The organism is Algoriphagus sp. (assembly GCF_046296635.1).
Taxonomy (GTDB): Bacteria; Bacteroidota; Bacteroidia; order Cytophagales; family Cyclobacteriaceae; genus Algoriphagus.
On the sequence record NZ_JBKBKZ010000003.1, the window covers coordinates 83,996 to 102,434 of the forward strand.

18 protein-coding genes are annotated in these 18,439 nt (G+C 38.3%); 8 read left to right on the forward strand and 10 right to left on the reverse strand.

The features are described 5' to 3' along the window. Nucleotides 1–85: 85 nt before the first annotated feature. From ACK4HU_RS03750 to ACK4HU_RS03765, 4 genes are all read left to right on the forward strand, one after another. Entirely contained in the window at nt 86–253 is a 168-nt protein-coding gene (locus ACK4HU_RS03750; RefSeq protein ID WP_409803621.1) for a Sua5 family C-terminal domain-containing protein, read from the forward strand. Nucleotides 254–533: 280 nt separating this feature from the next. Then, nucleotides 534–812 carry a hypothetical protein gene (locus tag ACK4HU_RS03755; protein ID WP_409803507.1) on the forward strand — a complete coding sequence of 93 codons (279 nt, stop codon included), beginning with the start codon at nt 534–536 and terminating at the stop codon, nt 810–812. Between the two features lie 541 nt (nt 813–1,353). Next, nucleotides 1,354–2,469 (forward strand): 6-bladed beta-propeller, encoded by a 1,116-nt coding sequence (locus tag ACK4HU_RS03760; protein ID WP_409803508.1) that lies wholly within the window; start codon nt 1,354–1,356, stop codon nt 2,467–2,469. Next, nucleotides 2,466–2,969 carry a hypothetical protein gene (locus ACK4HU_RS03765; protein ID WP_409803509.1) on the forward strand — a complete coding sequence of 168 codons (504 nt, stop codon included), beginning with the start codon at nt 2,466–2,468 and terminating at the stop codon, nt 2,967–2,969. The genes ACK4HU_RS03760 and ACK4HU_RS03765 overlap by 4 nt, the downstream gene beginning before the upstream one ends. Before the next feature lie 78 nt (nt 2,970–3,047). Here ACK4HU_RS03765 and ACK4HU_RS03770 read toward each other — a convergent pair whose 3' ends face one another. From ACK4HU_RS03770 to ACK4HU_RS03780, 3 genes are read right to left on the reverse strand one after another with little or no spacing between them, the layout of a single operon-like run. After that, nucleotides 3,048–3,371: a hypothetical protein gene (locus ACK4HU_RS03770; RefSeq protein ID WP_409803510.1), complete on the reverse strand. Its 324-nt coding sequence runs from the start codon at nt 3,369–3,371 to the stop codon at nt 3,048–3,050. A gap of 50 nt (nt 3,372–3,421) precedes the next feature. Then, nucleotides 3,422–4,630 (reverse strand): hypothetical protein, encoded by a 1,209-nt coding sequence (locus tag ACK4HU_RS03775; RefSeq protein WP_409803511.1) that lies wholly within the window; start codon nt 4,628–4,630, stop codon nt 3,422–3,424. After that, nucleotides 4,611–5,528 carry a lysylphosphatidylglycerol synthase transmembrane domain-containing protein gene (locus ACK4HU_RS03780; protein WP_409803512.1) on the reverse strand — a complete coding sequence of 306 codons (918 nt, stop codon included), beginning with the start codon at nt 5,526–5,528 and terminating at the stop codon, nt 4,611–4,613. Before ACK4HU_RS03780 ends, ACK4HU_RS03775 begins: the two co-directional genes overlap by 20 nt. A gap of 20 nt (nt 5,529–5,548) precedes the next feature. On the opposite strand from ACK4HU_RS03780, the gene ACK4HU_RS03785 reads away from it, so the two are divergent. Together ACK4HU_RS03785 and ACK4HU_RS03790 are read left to right on the forward strand one after the other, a co-directional pair. After that, complete coding sequence (locus tag ACK4HU_RS03785; protein ID WP_409803513.1) at nt 5,549–6,400, forward strand: hypothetical protein; 852 nt, start codon at nt 5,549–5,551, stop codon at nt 6,398–6,400. 206 nt (nt 6,401–6,606) lie between these two features. After that, nucleotides 6,607–7,806, forward strand: a complete 1,200-nt coding sequence (locus ACK4HU_RS03790) for a phosphoglycerate kinase (RefSeq protein WP_409803514.1) — start codon at nt 6,607–6,609, stop codon at nt 7,804–7,806. Between the two features lie 143 nt (nt 7,807–7,949). Here the strand turns inward: ACK4HU_RS03790 and ACK4HU_RS03795 are convergent, their stop codons facing one another. Together ACK4HU_RS03795 and ACK4HU_RS03800 are read right to left on the reverse strand one after the other, a co-directional pair. After that, nucleotides 7,950–8,276 carry a hypothetical protein gene (locus tag ACK4HU_RS03795; RefSeq protein ID WP_409803515.1) on the reverse strand — a complete coding sequence of 109 codons (327 nt, stop codon included), beginning with the start codon at nt 8,274–8,276 and terminating at the stop codon, nt 7,950–7,952. Nucleotides 8,277–8,417: 141 nt separating this feature from the next. Continuing rightward, nucleotides 8,418–9,266: an endonuclease/exonuclease/phosphatase family protein gene (locus ACK4HU_RS03800; RefSeq protein ID WP_409803516.1), complete on the reverse strand. Its 849-nt coding sequence runs from the start codon at nt 9,264–9,266 to the stop codon at nt 8,418–8,420. A gap of 154 nt (nt 9,267–9,420) precedes the next feature. Here ACK4HU_RS03800 and ACK4HU_RS03805 point away from each other — a divergent pair, with 154 nt between their 5' ends. Next, nucleotides 9,421–10,314 carry a flavin reductase family protein gene (locus ACK4HU_RS03805; protein ID WP_409803517.1) on the forward strand — a complete coding sequence of 298 codons (894 nt, stop codon included), beginning with the start codon at nt 9,421–9,423 and terminating at the stop codon, nt 10,312–10,314. 287 nt (nt 10,315–10,601) lie between these two features. Here the strand turns inward: ACK4HU_RS03805 and sppA are convergent, their stop codons facing one another. After that, nucleotides 10,602–12,368 carry a signal peptide peptidase SppA gene (gene sppA, locus ACK4HU_RS03810; protein WP_409803518.1) on the reverse strand — a complete coding sequence of 589 codons (1,767 nt, stop codon included), beginning with the start codon at nt 12,366–12,368 and terminating at the stop codon, nt 10,602–10,604. A 67-nt stretch (nt 12,369–12,435) separates the two neighbouring features. Between sppA and folK the strand changes: the two genes are divergently transcribed. Next, nucleotides 12,436–12,921 carry a 2-amino-4-hydroxy-6-hydroxymethyldihydropteridine diphosphokinase gene (folK, locus tag ACK4HU_RS03815; protein ID WP_409803519.1) on the forward strand — a complete coding sequence of 162 codons (486 nt, stop codon included), beginning with the start codon at nt 12,436–12,438 and terminating at the stop codon, nt 12,919–12,921. Nucleotides 12,922–13,135: 214 nt separating this feature from the next. Here folK and fabD read toward each other — a convergent pair whose 3' ends face one another. Genes fabD through ACK4HU_RS03835 form a run of 4 tightly spaced genes read right to left on the reverse strand, consistent with a single transcriptional unit; the run spans nt 13,136 to nt 18,127 of the window. Next, nucleotides 13,136–14,011, reverse strand: a complete 876-nt coding sequence (gene fabD / locus ACK4HU_RS03820) for an ACP S-malonyltransferase (protein WP_409803520.1) — start codon at nt 14,009–14,011, stop codon at nt 13,136–13,138. 54 nt (nt 14,012–14,065) lie between these two features. Next, nucleotides 14,066–15,010 (reverse strand): LysR family transcriptional regulator, encoded by a 945-nt coding sequence (locus ACK4HU_RS03825; RefSeq protein ID WP_409803521.1) that lies wholly within the window; start codon nt 15,008–15,010, stop codon nt 14,066–14,068. Further along, nucleotides 14,952–15,344: a thiol-disulfide oxidoreductase DCC family protein gene (locus ACK4HU_RS03830; protein WP_409803522.1), complete on the reverse strand. Its 393-nt coding sequence runs from the start codon at nt 15,342–15,344 to the stop codon at nt 14,952–14,954. Before ACK4HU_RS03830 ends, ACK4HU_RS03825 begins: the two co-directional genes overlap by 59 nt. A gap of 5 nt (nt 15,345–15,349) precedes the next feature. Next, the gene (locus tag ACK4HU_RS03835; protein WP_409803523.1) at nt 15,350–18,127 is read right to left on the reverse strand and encodes a gliding motility-associated C-terminal domain-containing protein; all 2,778 of its coding nucleotides are present in this window, start codon (nt 18,125–18,127) and stop codon (nt 15,350–15,352) included. Nucleotides 18,128–18,439: the final 312 nt, after the last annotated feature.

Consider the following 18,439-nt stretch of genomic DNA (forward strand, 5'->3'; position numbering starts at 1 on the left):
TCGAAAGTAATAGTAATTGAAAATTTGGATAAAATTTAAATTTTCCAGGACTTAGTTTTTCCCTGAGATTACTTCTGACAAACAGATTGCCCTAAGTTCAGAGCGAAATCTTCACGAAGCGGCAAAGAATCTTTTTTCCTCCATGCGAATGCTTGATGAAGGAAGTTCAACTTTAATATTGGCGGAGTTACTTCCTGAGGAAGGGCTTGGAAGGGCGATCAATGATCGGCTGAGAAGGGCATCGGCAAAATAGAAGGCAAGGCATCTATTTTTTGAATTCTGAAGTGCGGTATAAATTCTAAAAGCATACCATGAAAAATATTCATTACCTAGAATACTTAATATGATAAAAATAATTAATTCAATTTTTTTTTTGATTTTTTTTTGATGTTTCAGGATAAGTTTTTTACTTCATTGAGTGTTTGATTTAAAGCTTAAAAGACCATTTTTCAAGCGTTTTTAGGGGAAAAAATGGTTAGTTTTTCCGAAACAGAATTACATATTATTTTAGTTAACCATAAATTTCAAAAACCATGTTTAAAAAACTGATGAATGTTCGGATGAGAAGCGGAATCGCTTCTGTTGCAGTATTGGTCTGCCTTGCTTGGGCGGGAATTGATTTTAATGCTTCTGGGGAATCTGAATTTGTAGAAGTAAAAGTAGCTTTGGAAAATGCGATTGCGGGATCTGAAAGTCAAAAATGTTATCAAAGAATGACTAGGTGCAACAATCATCTCACAGTTTATCACTGTGACAAACAGCAAACAGGATATTATTGCTCAACTTATGAGATCGGATGCCTTTTTTGTTAAGAGAAAATAAATGAGCCAAAGGAGAAATCCTTCGGTTCATTTTTTATTATTATATAAATATAGTGGAATTCTACCAGAAACCGATTTTATATTGCAGTGTGCGACTACTAAATGTAAGACAGCTTTAAATGGAGTTATTTGGTCAACACATTGGTTCTGACTATAGATATTCTGACACTATTTTAAGATGAAGGGATCTTATCTACAGTGATGCTATCCATTAGACTGCTGACATTACTATTTATAAAAAGTTTGGAGATTTTGCGAATGTACCTTTTACTGAACTATCAACTAAATAATAAGGTAATTTCATTCTGCTATGAGACCATATCGCTTCTATATCATAGAAAGCACACGAAAGAATGAAATGATACTAAAGAAACTATAGAACTTTAATGATAAGGTTTGCTACAAATTCAGCCGAAAATACTTTAGAAAAAGACTCATTGATTGAATTAAGTTTTCTGCATTTCAACTTTGCAGGAATAGTGGCAAATTGCCGTTTTTTTTTAAAATGTGTATTAATAATAAAGTTTCAATTATGACTATTAGACTTTCAGTTGTATTTATGGGAGTTTCAATACTTATCTTCGGCTGTACAAATCTTACGGAGAAGTCAGATGATAAGTTGCCAGAGATACCTTTGAGTAAACCGCAAGAAATTCAAATGGAAAATTTAATTATTCGAGACTTTATCCCATTAGAAACTACATCATTCAATTTGATGAGTACGGACCTTCGAATAAAATTTGATGATTCTAATTTTTATGTTTTTGATGAATCAGTAAGAGATGCTATAAATAAATTTGGTAGAGATGGTAGTTTTAAAGGATCCTTAGCTACTGTTGGCGAAGGTCCCAATCAAATATTGGCATTAAATGATTTTTATGTAGATTCTAATGGTCATTTGGTGGTATTATCGACAATTGGAGATCAATCTACTCTAATTAAAATAAAAGAAAATGAGCCCGAAGTTTTATTTAATATTAATTATATTGCAAGTTCATTTACAAAATTATCTAGTGGAGATTTTTTGTTATATGGCAGTTACAATTTTCCTTTAACCAAACATAGAATGGTGCATGTGAATAATAATGGAGAGATAGTTAATAGTTTTCTTGAAAATAAATATAAAAACAAAATGCTTCCTATGACAGAGAGGAATTTTTTTGAATCTGGAGACGATCTTTTTATTATCGAAATTTTTAATCACAGAGTTTACAGATATGTTGAGAAACTAGAAGGGTTTATAGATATTAATTTTGAAGAGTTCAGTCTCCCATCTAATTTTTGGGAAAGGGATATTATGGAAAGTTTTCCTGATTTACTCGAAAAAAAGTTTGCCAGCTTGATGGGAGTGTTTAGTGATAAAGGTTTAATGCTAATTAATATTGACATTCAAGGAGAATATGAAAGTATGAGAAAATTGATTTTGATTGATTCCGATAAGAAGAATAATTACATTTTCACATCGGATATTAATATTAATAATTTTTTTCATAATCCAATTGGAGTAGAAAATAAGAAAATATATTTTTACACCTACCAGTCTTCAATTAAATCATTGAATAAAAATTATTTTTCAATCGATTTAGCAAATAAAATTCCAGACAAGGAATTTGATTATCCAGTAATTATTGAAGTTGAATTCTTATGAGAAATTTAGTAGTTTGGTTTTTTATAGGTCCAATCGGATTCGGATTTAGTTCTTGCGAAAAATCTAAGAATGATAGATTTGTTTTTAATCAAACGGAACTAATTAACAAGGCAGATGGAAATATACCTCCTTGCCTTGAATGTTTAAATAAAATCGTGATTTTTCATGATTTTTCAAACTCAGGATTTTTTGCTTTTTCATCTCGATTTATTGATTGGAATTCATTTAAACAAGACTTTCCAAAAGTTGGGGTGATAACCTATTTATCAGGTCAAGATAAAATTGAAGCTATAAATGGTATGAAGGAAGTGAATTTTCCCTATGAAGTTTACTTTGATTCAACTTTTACTTTTTACGAAACTAATATTATATTACAACAATTTCCATTTGAGGGAAAACATCATCAAGTTTATTTTGTTAAAGGCGACCAAATATTGGACTATGGTAATTTCGGAATGGTAGATGTTTTTTTTAAGGATTTGTATAAATTTTTTTACTAATCTTAATTTTTAATTTTTCACTTTATTAATCAATTACATCCATATATTTTATTTAAATAATGAATTTTATTCATTTGTTTATTTAAATATTTTAATTAATGAATAGTTTTTTATTGTAATATCTATAATTATGCTGTCATTACTATTGACAGGTCTTTGAGCGATTTCTAATTTTTTTAGTTGTCTTGGATAAAACAATAAAATTATATAGTCTGCCTCTTCTATTCTATCTACAAATTTAAGTCTCCCTGCTTCTTCCTTTCGAAAGTTCATAATATTTATTTTTCCAATAAAATCCTCACTGTAAATTTTTAATGTATCTTCTTTTTCCTGCTCTAAAAGAAGGGTAAGCGCTTTTTTGTATGACACTCCATAATAGTCTCGTTCGAAATTCTTTTCCACATCTCCAGCCAGTATATTGAAGTAAACACTTTGATGTGGATGATATTTGATTAAAAAAAAACTATTTCAATAGTATTAATTGATATCAAAAGAATAAATAAATATTTCAACGAATTAAACCCAGTTCTACTTAAAAGATAGGCCCACAGTCCTTTTAACCCTATAATGCCTATCCATACCATCGCAGGATAAATAAAGTACAAATGTCGCCAACCGTTGTACAGCACAGAATTAAAGAGTACGACCGATAGTATTGGGGCAAAGAAAAACATAAAGTTTGCCAGATCAGTACGGTTTTCTTGGTTATTAAAAAAAGCGGCCTTTTTTTGTATTAACTCTTTAAGTGTTGAGCTTAAGCCGGCAAGGAAAAAGACGGTTATTGAAATCGGCGTAGAAACTAAAATCCAAATAGGGATATAATGCCAGGGAATTGAAGAAGAATGAATCATTTCTCCCATATACAACATGCTTCCAGACCACCGGAATTTCTTCATGCTTTGGAAGGAGTATAGGAAGCTATCAATAGGATTCTCCCACAAGACAGGCCAAAGGGAAAAAGTAAACATCATAACCAAAATTATGAAGGTTGATATTGTTAGAATGGGCTCTTGCCACTTTCTGTCTTGCCTTTGAAATAGGAATTCCACTAAAATCCAAACTATTGTAACAACAGGAATCAATAAACCCACAATCCTACTTCCGATAGCCAGGGAGGAAATAAGTGCATGGACTATTGTACTTTTGGGATTTCGATTGTTTGCAAATTTTATTGAAGTATAAATGCTGATCATAAACCAGCTTAGTAGAGGAATATCTTTGGGATTGGTAAATGAATCCCCAAATATCCTTGGGCTCAGAATGACCATCAGAATTCCTACAAATGCCAATCCGTCATTCTTAAACCTAATTGAAAGTGCTTTATAAAAATACAATAGACCCAACCAGAATAAGCTAAAGACCATAACGTGCCTTAATCTGAAGACATCTCGGCTGTTATCAATACCTAGAATTTGTTCAAGACTATAGGCCATCAATTGGAAAAACATCCCATAGTCTCGATGGTCATAGGTGCTTAAGTTTTCATTAGTCACCTTTGGTATGGACGGGAATAAGTTTAAGGTCTCATTTACATATTCGAAGGCAACCATGCCGTGTTTCCGCTGAATGGGTTCATCCATCGTAATCCCATAATCAGGTACAATCAAAAGACCTAAGATCAGATAAGCGAAAAAGAAAACCTTAATCCAAGGGTTCATCATTTGGTAGTAGTTCAGGAATAAAAAGATTTTTTTTCTCTTTGTCTGGAAATACGATGAAGATTAAACCCAGAAAGGATGAGCTTGCTAATGTGGAGAAAAAAAGGAGGGTAAATGAGATAGCTTGGCTTTCGTCGATGGCTATATATTGATGAGCATATAAAAATACCAATTCTCTTGCTCCAATTCCGCCGATCGAGAAAGGGAGAACAGCGACAACAGAAGAAACCATGAAAAGCACAAGATAATCCAGATAATGAGATTCAACCCCAATCGCTAGTAAGATAAAGTATGCACATAGTAACTGTCCAAGTTGAACCCAAAAAGAAAGATGGGTTGTACTCCAGAATTTAGAATAAAATGATTTAAATAAAAGTCGGGTAAATAGGTAATAAGAAGGCAATGTTAAAAGTAGTCCAATTATTGCAAAAGGAATAAGATAGTTAAACTGCTGTAGTTCCTGGTTAACTAGGACAAGGAAAAAACTGAGAAATACCAGCAAGGCGAGACCACTGACTCGATCCAAAAGAGTGGCCATAGATAACTTCTTCAGACTTCCTTTCCCCTCTTGTTTTAAAAGGTATACCTTGTAGGCATCACCTCCGATACTTCCTGGGAGGAACAGGTTGTAAAACATACTGAGATAATAAAGTGAGAGATTATATTTCTCTGTTAAATTTACCTCGACGGCTTTGTAAAACTGGTTTAATCGAAAAGCGGAAATGATTTTGGAACTGTTAAATGCGAGTAAAGCCAATGAGAGATAAAATGGATTCGCTGAAAGTGCGATTTCAACAATTTGATTTAGTTCAACTTTTTTGAAAACGAAAAACAATGCAATTGAGGACAGACCAAATTTCAGCAACCATTTGCTTAAGTTCTTAAATTTAATGTTCTTCATAGCTTATGAGGCTTTAAAAAATGTCATTTTTCAAACCGTACTACTATCTGATTTTAATCTTGGTCTTGGGCGCAGGTTGCCGCCAGCAGGAAATTCAATATACTGATTTCTATGGAAATATTCAGGATTTAGAATATGTTGAAAGTAAAAAAATTAGGTTGTTTTATCCAGTTAAAAAATTCAATAGAAGCGAACTGAAAAAGTTGCTACATACTTATGACACCGCATATCTTGTTGCTGCCCGGATAGGTGGTCAACACCCTGGTTTGGATTCTGTTTATGGAGAAAAACTGCCGATAGCTGTAGTTCCCACAACCTGTGGTTCGGGCTGTGGTAAACTTGGAATGAAAGGGATAGAATTTACTGAGGAAAAATTTAAAAATGTTGTTCAATTATTTCTGAATTCCGATAAACATGATCATATATTTTTTTACGAATTGGGCAGAAATTTTTGGTTTTTTGAAAGCTCACTTACATTAAAAGATCATCCCGAAAATACTCACATACGAACTGGGTTTGCAATTTTTCTAAGAAATGTTCTTATCCATGAGTTGAAAATTGAAGTTGGCAACATTAATGGCGTACTCTATTCGCTTTATATGCGGGAAATTTCTGAAGCATGGGAAGAATTCACAAAGAACAATGGACCAAATCCGCTACATGCTCTACTTGTGAATCAAGATACCATGGAAAGACAAAAGCCTATTTTTTGGAGTATGTATTGGTGGAGTCTATATGAATTGGAGGGTTTTTCATCGAAATTTCTCGAAGTCTATTTTCAAGAGGTGAAAAGGCAAATAGCCCCGGATTCCGTTGAGGATCTTATTTTTAATTTTACTGATTCTTATGAAAAAGCAAAAATTAGGTATTGAAAACACTGCTTTTAAAAAAGTGAGGCGAATTCCTCAATTTTTAAATTTTCCAATTTTGCGATTTTTCAATCCCCACAATCGATTACGAAATTTCAAATCAAAGATTTAGCAAATTGATCACAAGGAATGGCCAAGTTTTGCCCGAATTTGCCTTAAATTCAAACTCTTTTTAAGAGTAATCTTTAATAACCCATTAAACTAATTGTATGAGTTCAACTGTAAAAAATGTCGATAGCCTGAGTTTTGCAGGCAAAAAAGCGCTCATCCGAGTGGATTTCAATGTCCCTTTGAATGAGGATTTTTCTGTTTCAGATGATACCAGAATCCAAGCTGCGGTTCCCAGCATCAAGAAAATCCTGAAGGAAGGCGGTTCTGCCATTTTGATGTCTCATTTAGGTCGACCAAAAGGAGGTCCTGAGGAAAAATATTCATTAAAACACATTATCTCGGCTGTTGAAGCAGCTTTAGGTACTAAGGTTCAGTTTGCATCAGATTGCATTGGTGAGGAAGCTGAAAGTAAGGCTGCTGGCCTGAAAGCAGGAGAAGTTCTTTTGCTGGAAAATCTTCGCTTCTACAAAGAAGAAGAGAAAGGTGATATGGATTTTGCAAAGAAATTGGCAAAGCTTGGCGACATCTATGTGAATGATGCTTTTGGTACAGCTCACCGAGCGCATGCTTCCACAGCGGTAATTGCTGAGTTTTTCAAAGATAAAGTAGCTGGATACCTGATGGAATCCGAATTGACCAATGCGGATAAGGTGTTGGGCAATCCAGAACGACCTTATACAGCCATTATGGGTGGAGCCAAAATCGCGGATAAGATTATGATTATTGAGCGACTTTTGGGAAAAGTGGACAATCTCATCATCGGTGGTGGTATGTCTTATACATTCTCCAAAGCCCAAGGAGGATCAATCGGAAACTCTCTTTTGGAAGAAGATAAGATGGATTTTGTACTTGAATTGATGGAAAAGGCGAAGGCGAAAGGAGTGAATCTCGTGCTTCCTGTGGATACAGTTATTGCTGATGATTTCTCCAATACTGCAAAGCAAGGAATGGCTAATAAAGGTGAGATTCCTGATGGTTGGATGGGTTTGGATATCGGGCCAAAAACTCGTGAGCTTTTCGGTAAAGTGATTTTGGAATCCAAAACTATCCTTTGGAATGGTCCAATGGGAGTTTTTGAAATGGAATCCTTTGATAAAGGAACCAAGGCAATCGCTGAGTACGTGGCTGAAGCAACCAGAAATGGGGCTTTCTCTCTGATCGGTGGCGGTGATTCGGCTGCAGCCGTAAACAAATTTGGCTACACGGATCAGGTTTCATACGTTTCTACAGGCGGTGGTGCCTTGCTAGAGCACATGGAAGGCAAAGTACTTCCTGGTGTTGCTGCTTTGGCGGGGTAATTTATTGACTCAGACCTGCCAGGTTTTTGAAACCTGGCAGGTTTAAAAAAATAGGAAAGGCCAGCTTGCGAGCTGGCCTTTTTTGATAGTAGTGAAATATTCGATTTCCTAACGGATTATAAGAAAGCCGTCAAGTCAGTTGTTTAGAAGCCACTTTGTGCTTTTCTTCCCAAACGGATTCCAGCAGCCTTTAAATCTGAAGGTTTTAATTTGCCTAATTTTAAGTCAATTAGCTCAATTTGAAGATCTATTTTTTCCAAGAAGTTAATCATTTTGATTTTGTCCTCTTTGGAATTTAGCGTGCCTATAGATGTCACATCGCCAATCAGTTGTTTCAATGTATTTAATGTTTGTTGCTTTTTAATTAAATCTTTTTCGTGCGAAGGTTTATCAATCATGAATATAATTGATTTAAAAAGGGGCAATGAAAGCTCTTCAAATTCCGTTAATGAAATTTTGTTTTCTGCCATTATTTGTTCTTCCAATATCATATCAACGCTCTTCAAGGGTTATTTCAAGGTAATCATTTTTACTTTCAATGGGTCGTGATATTGACAAATTTGAGCAGAGGGAAATATGGTAAACTAGTCAATAAGTTTCAAAATGGCTACTCAAAACTTAATCTCCACCATCACAGGAAAGTGATCCGATGGATATTTCTTACCATAGTTGTCTGTCAAAATTCCATGTCGGATTACCTGTATTTTTCCCTGAACAAAAATATGATCAATGATTCCATCAGGCATTCTGTCCCAGTTAAAGGCGTTAAATGTGCCATTTGGGCCGTAAGCAGGAATTTTTGAAATCAAGCGTGAATCTTTCCAGCTTGGATCAGCAGTGACGGTGGAATAAGCTGGATTTTCCGGAGTGACATTGAAGTCGCCCATCAGGATCACCGGAAGGTTTTTAGTATTGATTTCGTTGACTTTGGCGACTACCAGTTTGCTGCTTTCTTCCCGTGCTTGCTGTCCTATGTGGTCGTAGTGCACATTGAAGACATAGAATTTTTTACCCTTGTTATCCTTGAATCTTCCCCATGAGCAAATTCGGTTTAATGCCGCATCCCAGCCTTTGCTTGGAGTGTCTGGAGTTGGGGAAAGCCAAAAAGTGCCTGAGTCCTCAAGTTTAAACTGTTTCGGATCAAATAGGATGGCGGTGTATTCGCCTTTTTCAGCTCCGTCATCTCTGCCCACACCAAGGTATTCATAGCCAAGTCCTTCACTCATTTGCTTGATTTGGTGAGCAAGTCCTTCTTGAGTGCCGAATAGGCCGATTTTGTGAAACTGAATTAAGCTGACCACTTGTGGAAGCCTGTCTTTCCAGAGGTTTCCTGCATCATTAGGATTGTCATAGCGGACATTGAATGTTGCGAATTGGTGGGTTTGAGCCATGAGATTTTCATTTAATACAATAATCATCACAAAGGCTAAAAACAGGGTTGAAATTGTCTTTTTGTACATGAATGAGGAACTATTTCGTGGAAAATGGCTTAACTCTCTAAAGTTGCATGCTATTTTACTCAAATGAAATTGAGCTTAAAGAAAATGTAAGACATTGGAGTGAATATTAATATTGGAGACAGGCTAGCTGACAATTACAGAACAATTACATAAAATGAAGACCTTTTATCCTAAAGACCTTAAAACTGCTGAAGTTCAAAATTTGCTTCAAGGTGCAGTGACACCTCGACCGATAGCTTTTGCAAGCACGATAGACAAGGCAGGAAATGTGAACCTAAGCCCTTTCAGTTTTTTCAACATGTTCAGTGCCAATCCGCCGATTTTGGTTTTCTCTCCCTCTCGGCGAGTGCGAGACAATACTACCAAACATACCTTGGATAATGTTCTCGAAGTGCCGGAAGTCGTGATTCACATCGTCGGTTTTGGTCGAGTGGAGCAGATGTCGCTAGCCAGTACTGAATACCCGAAAGGCATCAATGAATTTGAAAAAGCGGGATTGACGGCAGTAAAGTCAGATTTGGTGGCTCCGCCTCGGGTGAAGGAAGCTGCAGTGGCGCTGGAGTGCAAAGTCAACGAGGTGAAAGCTTTGGGCACAGGCGGAGGTGCCGGAAATTTAGTGATCTGCGAGGTCATTGCAATTCATATTAATGAGTCGATTTTTGATGAAAAAGGCGCAATCGATCCATTCAAGTTAAGTCCTGTGGCTAGATTGGGTGGCAGTTGGTATTCGAGGATTACACCTGAATCACTCTTTCAGATCCCGAAGCCACTTTCAAACCTAGGGATTGGAGTTGACCAAATACCGGAAGTGATTCGAACGAGTCCAATTTTGACCGGGAACAATCTCGGAAGGCTGGGGAATGTGATGGAGTTACCGTCCGAAGAAGAGGTGAGGAGTTTCTCGGATTCTGAAGAAATTCAGGAAATGCGTATCCGATTTAAAAATGATCCGGAGTCGTGGTTGGATCATCTTCACCTGCGTGCCAAGGAGGAATTGGAGGCTGGGAATGTGGATTTGGCTTGGAAGATTTTGCTTCAGTATCAATAAAAAAACGCTCCAAGATTTTTTTCTTGGAGCGTTCGATTTTTAGACCGGATTTTTCAATTAATCAATCGTTTTTTACCAGAATATGCGGATATCCAAATTTGAATTATACTTATTTTGCATTTAGTGAACTTTGCCAGTAGTATTTGAACAGACTTAAAATTACCTGAAAAGACCAAATGTTATGATTCATCGGACATCTGACACCCGACCTGCCTTTGCCGGTAGGCAGGCATCCGGCCCAATTGAGTTATTAAATTTGCTTACTGGCAGTATTGCGTATAATCAGATTACTTAATCACTAAATCCTGCGGCATTCTGACCTGAATTCCGTGATAGTTTTGTAGGTTTTTAACCTTTTCGATCAGGTAATAATTTTCACCCAGTTGAGCCTGGAGAATTCTAGCCTCAACCTTGTCACCAAATGTGCTCATCAATTCCTCAAACCAAGGCTTTTTAGTAGGATAGTAAACCACCCGGTAGTCATCGCCTGCATCGATTTTGCCTGCTGCAATTTCTATTGCTGTGTCAAGTCCACCCAGTACGTCAACCAAACCTCTTTCTTTTGCTTGAGTTCCTGTCCAAACACGACCGGAAGCTACTTTTTTCACAGAGTCTACATGCATTCCTCTGCCTTCTGCAACACGGGAAATGAAGGTTTCATAACCATCTTCGATACTCGACTGAATGATTGTTCTTTCGACTTGAGTTAAATCTCTGGTCGGATTCATAAAGTCAGAGAGTTGTCCAGTGGAAACCACATCTGTAGTGATGCCTAGTTTGTTATTCAATAATTCTTTGACATTGAACCAAAGTCCAAAAATTCCGATAGAACCAGTGATGGTATTTGGCTGAGCGACGATGGTATCAGCAGGAGCAGAGATGTAATATCCGCCTGATGCTGCTACCTCGCCCATAGAGACGATAAGCGGCTTGGCTTTTTTCGCTTCGGTCATTTCCCTCCAGATTACATCTGAGGCTACGATTGAACCTCCGGGAGAATTCACTCGTAGGACGATGGCTTTGATGTTTTCGTCCTTTCTGGCCTTACGGATTTCTTTCGCAAATTTTTCTGAACTGATAACCCCATCAGCACTTCCTCCTACAATTTCTCCCTCAGCGATAATTACCGCAATGCGGTTTTTCGAGGTGACATTTTTGGATTTTGCCACAGAAGCAAGATTTGTCGCATTGATGGTGGAGATTTCATCATCTTCCTCAAGGCCTAATTTTTCGCGAAGCTTGGCATGTACTTCGTCTTCGTAGACTAGGGCATGGGCGAGTTTATAAGTTACAGCATCCTGAGCTTTTCGAACCAACATTTCATAATTGATTCTTTTAAGACTGTCCAAAGGGATTCCGCGGGAATCTGCAATTTGAGCAACTGCCAGATTATTGATGTCATCTAGGAAGTATTGGGTTTGAAGCCTGTTTTCCTCACTCATTTTAGTGAGAATAAATGGCTCAACTGCGCTTTTGAATTCTCCTACTCGGAAAACCTCAGGCTTGATACCGACTTTATCAAACAATCCCGTGATAAACACTGATTCTGATGAAAAACCATTGAAGTCAATTGCGCCCAAAGGATTCAGGTAGATTTCGTCTGCCACGGAAGCCAAATAATAACCTCCTTCGCTGTAAGCTTCATCATAGGTGACAATGAATTTGCCTGATTCTTTGAAGTCGATCAGTGCCTCCCTCAATTCGAGTAAACCTGCTTGACCCGCCATAATTAAACCCGTATTCAAGTAGATTCCCTTGACGTTATCATTGGTTTTGGCTTCCGAGATTGCTTTTTTCAGATTGATAAGTCCTGCACTCATATCCCTACCAAAAGGATTTGCAAATGACCCAAAATTAAAATCATCTTCAGAGGTTCTTTCTACCAGAAATCTACCGTTGAGATTCAAATGAAGTACTGTGTTTTCTTTGACCTTCACTTCCTTGTCGGAGGATGCAGCGATCATTCCGATGATTCCAAAGAATACAAGCGTACTGAGGATGGTAAAAATGAAGAGGCCTACGATTACGGCCAATACATTGCCTAGAAATTTCATATGATTATAATTTGATTCCGAAATTTGACCTTTTTAACTGACCTTTACAATCGAAAAGTGACAAGCGATGCAAACTGAGGTTGTACTAAGTCTAGGAGGAAACAAAGGTGACAGAGAAAAGTTACTTTTTCGGGCGATTGAAGGTTTAAATGACCATTTCCAATTGCTTAAGGTTTCCAAAATCTATGAAACTTCTGCTTGGGGTGGAGTGGCTAAAGGTGACTTTTTGAATCAAATTGCAATAATCTCCACGGAATCTGGACCGGAAGATGTGCTTGAAATAATTCGGGAAATTGAATTGGATCTTGGGCGTACTCGAGAAGAGCCCTGGGGCGACCGGACCATGGATATTGATATTTTATATTTTGGAGAAAGTGTGATCTATACCGAGCTCCTGATAATTCCCCATCCATTTATCGATGAGCGAAAGTTTGTGCTTGTTCCAATGGCTGAACTTATTCCTGATAAAGTTCACCCGATTACTGGAAAGAATTCCCTTGAAATGCTTGCCAAATGTGAAGATCAGAGTGAGGTGGAGGTTTGGGTGAGGTAGGTTTTTTAAGCTAAGGACAGACGCTTTCTACCACTTAATGAATTGTTTATTTTATTTAGATGGAAGACTGAAGACAGGAGACCACGCCGCGGCGCGTAGGCGAAGTTGGACTCAACTTAGATTTTGAATTTTATTTGTTAGTGGATAGGGGGATACCCTACATATTATTTAAGAAAGAAAAAATTCCGCTCCAGTGAACGGGATTTTTTCTTTCTTAAATACTTGAAACCTCAGCTGCTGGATGGATCTTTTTCACCAAACCCTGAAGGACTTTTCCAGGGCCGCATTCTACGAATTGTGTTGCGCCATCCTTGACCATATTTTGAACGGATTGCGTCCATTTTACTGGAGCTGTGAGTTGCATGATAAGGTTTTGTTTGATCACCTCGACATTAGAGACCGCTGTGGTGCTGACGTTTTGATAAACTGGACAGATAGGGGAGGAGAATTGAGTTTCTTCAATTGCCTTTTGCAGTTTTTCACGTGCAGGCTCCATTAAGGGCGAGTGGAAAGCACCACCTACGGGTAAAGGTAAAGCACGCTTTGCTCCAGCCTCTTTCATTTTTTCACAGGCAATTTCGATTCCTTTGTTGGAACCTGAAATCACCAATTGACCTGGACAGTTGTAATTAGCCGGAACAACGATTTCTTCGGTGATTTCCCTGCAGATTTCTTCTACTTTTTCGTCAGGCAATCCCAGAATGGCTGCCATGGTGGAAGGATTAATTTCGCAAGCTTCTTGCATGGCAAGCGCACGCTGGTAAACGAGTCTTAAGCCGTCTTCAAAAGCAAGTGTTCCATTAGCAACTAAGGCTGAAAATTCACCCAAAGAATGCCCTGCTACCATATCGGGAGCAAAATCCGGAGTTGTTTTGGCAAGTATAACCGAGTGAAGGAAAATAGCAGGTTGGGTGACTTTGGTTTGCTTCAGCTCTTCGTCAGTTCCATCAAACATGATGTCAGTAATTCTGAATCCTAAAATTTCATTGGCTTTTTCGAAAAGGGCTTTAGCTTCAGAATTTTCTTCATAAAGTGATTTACCCATTCCTGGGAATTGGGCTCCTTGGCCCGGAAAAACAAATGCTGTCATTATTTTTTGGTTGGATGCTGCAAATATAATCCTTTTTGATTCGGGACATCTTGATCAAATGCCAAGGCTTTCTATGGATGGAAAATGGTCTTTAAAGATTTTGGTTTTGTTTTCCCCCAGCCATCGGATGAAGGCCTTCACGGCTGGAGCATGTTTTTTTTGCTTTAGCCATACCAGTTTCCAATCCGCTTTCAACGGAAATCCCGGATAGGAAATAATCGCAAGTCTCTTGTCGATAAGTTCTTGAGTCATGGAAAAATTAGATAAAACCGAAACTCCCAAGCCTGCCATCACGGCTTGCTTCACTGCTTCATTCGAGGCCAATTCCATTTTGCTTTCTATGGGAATTTCCCTGTCCGAGAAAAATTTCTCCATGGTGGTGCGAGTACCTGAGCCCTTTTCTCTCAAAATCATGGGCACCTTTTTCCAGTTACCCATGTCAATTTGCTCTTTATAAAGGTCAATCTTATCGTAGGCGCAAGCTAGATACCAGTTGTTTTCAGCAATACTGATAAACTCTAGATCCAAATCTTCCGGCAATATGGACATCAAAGCTAGATCCGTTGTATTTTCTTGAAAATGAGCAAGGACAGTATACCTGTTAGATACTTCCAAACTGATATCTACATGCGGGTGGATTTGCATAAAGCCTGACATCAGGTAAGGAATGATATATTTCCCTGTGGAGACTGATGAAATTCTGATTTTGCCGCCAAGAAGCCCTTTTAATTCTAGCATTTTAGTTTCAATAGAATTCATTTCCGCAAAAATTCGATCTGTCGTTTCGACGAGTTCCTGACCAAATTCTGTGATATAAATTTTTTTTCCAATGATTTCTGAAAGAGGTACAGAGAATTGTTCCTGTAGGTTTTTAAGCTGGATGGATACTGCAGGCTGCGTCATGTTCATTGCATCAGCGGCTTTGGTGATGCTTTGCCATTCAAATGAATTTTGCTTTTTCTTCTGGCGTAGGTAGTCTGCAAGTGTTTTTTTTTCCAAACCATCGATAACGATTTCTTCCAATCCAATTGTAAATCCCATCTCGGATTCCTGAAGGTAAAAACATAAATCCATGAAAAAGTGGCCAAAGACCGGGCAGTTTTTTGGCGATTTTTAAGGCTGCTGTACTTCTAAAGTAAATTTGATCACCCTCAATCAGCACCAAAGAGTCTAGATATTCCGGATTAACTTTAAACTTAGAAAGTAGGTTTTTGCCTGCATCCTCTTGCAATGCTCCCACCAGAAACTGATTCTTCTTGTCCCTTTTCAGGATAAAATCAATGGAAGCATTGCATAGGTTACAGACTCCGTCAAATAGTATGACAGATTTCATAGGGGTCATCTGATGATTTGGATCGTCCCTTTTAAATCTCGGGTTCTTTGGCTTGGATCAAGCACGTCGAAATTGACCTTCCCTGAATAGAAGTAGGTACTGGCTGGAAGTTCGTTTCCATTTTTGTCGCGACCATCCCAACGGATCAATACATCATTTTCATTTGATTGCAGGCTGTTGTAGCGGAATACTTCCACTCCCCAACGGTTAACAATGAAGATTTCCACATTCGTCACAAATCTTGGACACATGGAGAATGGATTGTCAAATGCGATGAAGGTATCATTATTTCCGTCTCCGTTTGGAGTGAATGCATTTGGCAGGTTGTAAACAGGGCAATTGTCCACACAGACAATATTGCTCGGTTGACTTTCATTACCTGACCGGTCAATGGCTGTTATGTAATAACAACCTCGGTAATTCGGAAGATTGGAAATCGTTGCTGCCAGGCTAATGGCTGAATATTGACCGACAAGGTTGAACAAACTTTCTTCACCATCAGGGGTGAAATATAATTTGTATCCACTCAGCTCATCATCACAATCGCCTGTGAAATTTGGTACCCAGCTGAGCTGATGTTGGAAGGTGTTGCTGTTGCATGGTTGCTCTGAAACATAGGCGGAACATTCCGGGCCTTCGAAAGTCAAAACTGGCGGACATGGAAGTCTATTGTCATCCGGAAGCGCACAGGTGATTTGTGATTTATTTTCCAGTGGGTAGACTAAGCCTTTAACATTGTATGCGCCTTTAGTAATAACATAATAGCAATACTCCAACTCTTTAATTAATGGCTTTCCATTAAAACTTCCATCGTCCAGGTATTTAAATCCATTTTGGACTACATCGACATCGGCGATTTTTACAAAAGTTTCTGAATCGGCAGCGTTAGCGTCTGTCCTATTTCTGTAAACCTCATGTTGGAATTCGCCGATTTGATTGTTCCATGGGACATTAAATGTCCAGTTGAGTTCAATCGCCTCGTTGATGATCGTTGGTTCCAATCGCACAGTGGAGGCTGATGAGGAAGTATCTATTTTGGTATTATTGTCGAGTAGGACAACCCGATAATTGTAAACCAAGTTTTCGGTATTCAGACCCGTATCTGTAAATAGAGTATCCGTTTTTATTCCGAGAGATATCCTGTTGGCATTTCCGGTGAAGCCTTCACTGCGGAGAAGTTCGTAGGAATAAGGCCCAGGAAACTGCACTTTATCTATGTCATAAGGAGGGGTCCACTTGACAAAGATCTCCCCGGTAGTAGTAGCTGTTTCTTCAATACTCACATTAGTGATGATAGGAACGTCCACATCGATTGTAATACAAATCTCTTCAGACACGATACTTTCTCCCGCTCTTGGTTGTGGAAATGCAGCTACCAGACGATAGCAATAGGTGTTTCCGGGCGCAAGTCCTTCACCACCATTGAGATCATTGAAGGTGAAAGTCTGCATATTGGTAGTCCCGATCAGTTCATAGCCTGCTCGAATTCCTGTTTCACAACTATCAGGCATGTATGGATCGGAATTAATTCTTCTCCAAATTTGCATTTCCTGGGCAGAGTTTGCGCAGACATATGGATCCCAGTTCAATTGTGCATTTCGCCCAGGCAATTGCTCAATGGCATCCCAAACAGGAGGTGGGCCGACTATTTTTATCCTCCATGTTTTGATGTCGACTAGTTTGGGTCCAGAACGAGGTTGATCTGTGATCCTAATACGAACTTCATATTCTCTTGCTCTGACGTGGTTGCAGACAGTTTGCCAGTTAAAATTCACGATACCAGGTTGTGGTTGGAATTGGCTTATAGGGCTGTAGGTTGCCGGAGAGGAGGTGATTTCAATTGGTTCTCCGAAAATTTCAATTTTAACGGGATCCCCGTCAGGATCAGAACCTTGAATTATCTCCTGTATGAGTGTACCAGCTTCTACGCAAAGGTCTGGTGGGAGTAGGAGTTCAGGCCTTCGATTATTCGAGTTTTCGATAATAATCTGCATGTCTCTAACGACATACCCAATTTGAATAAATACTCCATTGATTTTTCGCCACTCAATAATTCGAAAAGCCACATTGAATTGCCCTGCCGTACCGGGAGCATCCCAAATCAAATCCCCAAAAACAGGATCAATTCTTAAGAAAGCAGGAGTTGTTCCATCTTCTTGACTTCGGCTGAACTCCGGACTTGCTGGGCTTCTGTAATTGTTTACGGGTCTTTCAAATTGCTGCTTGGGTATATCCATTGCGTAAGAAAGGCTATCCCCATCTGGATCATAAGCTCCTGGATTGTGTATGTATCGAACGTTTACAGCACCATTATCTACAGGTGGTATGGTCAATACCGGAGAATTATTTACTCCAAAAAATGGATCAATATTGATTTCAGTTTCCACATAGAAAGGTGTGTCAACTGAATTATCCATATTGAGTGTTAAGTCATTTCGATTGAATTCCTGAAAACGAATCTTGTATTTCCCTGGCCCCTGAAAAGTGTGCCTTATGACAAAGGTGTTTTTTTCAATTTGGTCTCCAAGATTTAGGACAACGCCAAAGCTAGCCTGTGTATCAAGCTGCTCTTCCCTTCCATCTCCAAAATTTATCCTCCCAGGTCCGAATTTTACGTTTGAGCGGGTATCGGTATATCCCACAACCGTAATTTGATAGGTGAGGGTCTGAACCGAGATCCGTTCCGCAATGATTTCTCCAGCCCTGATGTGGGTAGCGAAAGCCGTAGAAACGCCTGTGATCAGGTAAATAAAAAAAATCCCAAGGGAGAAATTGAGCTTCATGTTTGGTTGACTTTGGTAATACTTTACTTCAAAACGTAAAAGGAATTACAAATGTTAATTCTTTTCAGATCTCTTTAGGTGATTAAACCTCTGCGAAATAAATGGAAGTAAACAGAATTTCCCCGAAAATTCAAACAATTAAAATAAACCGGCTGTTTTATGATCGATTTAAGAGAATCGATAGTTGAAAAAAACTATTTAGAACCTTTTAAAATAAGGGAATGGATATCGGTTACATTGTTTGCTACCTGATACCATGTAAATTTGGGGGATAAAATAATCAAAGACTTTCGTTCTAAACTAATCACAAAT

What these genes read in the sequence shown, in the direction of transcription:
- ACK4HU_RS03755 (WP_409803507.1), top strand. Translation starts at nt 534, where the DNA reads ATGTTTAAAAAACTGATGAATGTTCGGATGAGAAGCGGAATCGCTTCT.
- ACK4HU_RS03760 (WP_409803508.1), top strand. Translation starts at nt 1,354, where the DNA reads ATGACTATTAGACTTTCAGTTGTATTTATGGGAGTTTCAATACTTATC.
- ACK4HU_RS03765 (WP_409803509.1), top strand. Translation starts at nt 2,466, where the DNA reads ATGAGAAATTTAGTAGTTTGGTTTTTTATAGGTCCAATCGGATTCGGA.
- ACK4HU_RS03775 (WP_409803511.1), bottom strand. Translation starts at nt 4,630, where the DNA reads ATGATGAACCCTTGGATTAAGGTTTTCTTTTTCGCTTATCTGATCTTA.
- ACK4HU_RS03780 (WP_409803512.1), bottom strand. Translation starts at nt 5,528, where the DNA reads ATGAAGAACATTAAATTTAAGAACTTAAGCAAATGGTTGCTGAAATTT.
- ACK4HU_RS03785 (WP_409803513.1), top strand. Translation starts at nt 5,549, where the DNA reads ATGTCATTTTTCAAACCGTACTACTATCTGATTTTAATCTTGGTCTTG.
- ACK4HU_RS03790 (WP_409803514.1), top strand. Translation starts at nt 6,607, where the DNA reads ATGAGTTCAACTGTAAAAAATGTCGATAGCCTGAGTTTTGCAGGCAAA.
- ACK4HU_RS03795 (WP_409803515.1), bottom strand. Translation starts at nt 8,276, where the DNA reads ATGGCAGAAAACAAAATTTCATTAACGGAATTTGAAGAGCTTTCATTG.
- ACK4HU_RS03800 (WP_409803516.1), bottom strand. Translation starts at nt 9,266, where the DNA reads ATGTACAAAAAGACAATTTCAACCCTGTTTTTAGCCTTTGTGATGATT.
- ACK4HU_RS03805 (WP_409803517.1), top strand. Translation starts at nt 9,421, where the DNA reads ATGAAGACCTTTTATCCTAAAGACCTTAAAACTGCTGAAGTTCAAAAT.
- sppA (WP_409803518.1), bottom strand. Translation starts at nt 12,368, where the DNA reads ATGAAATTTCTAGGCAATGTATTGGCCGTAATCGTAGGCCTCTTCATT.
- folK (WP_409803519.1), top strand. Translation starts at nt 12,436, where the DNA reads ATGCAAACTGAGGTTGTACTAAGTCTAGGAGGAAACAAAGGTGACAGA.
- fabD (WP_409803520.1), bottom strand. Translation starts at nt 14,011, where the DNA reads ATGACAGCATTTGTTTTTCCGGGCCAAGGAGCCCAATTCCCAGGAATG.
- ACK4HU_RS03830 (WP_409803522.1), bottom strand. Translation starts at nt 15,344, where the DNA reads ATGAAATCTGTCATACTATTTGACGGAGTCTGTAACCTATGCAATGCT.
- ACK4HU_RS03835 (WP_409803523.1), bottom strand. Translation starts at nt 18,127, where the DNA reads ATGAAGCTCAATTTCTCCCTTGGGATTTTTTTTATTTACCTGATCACA.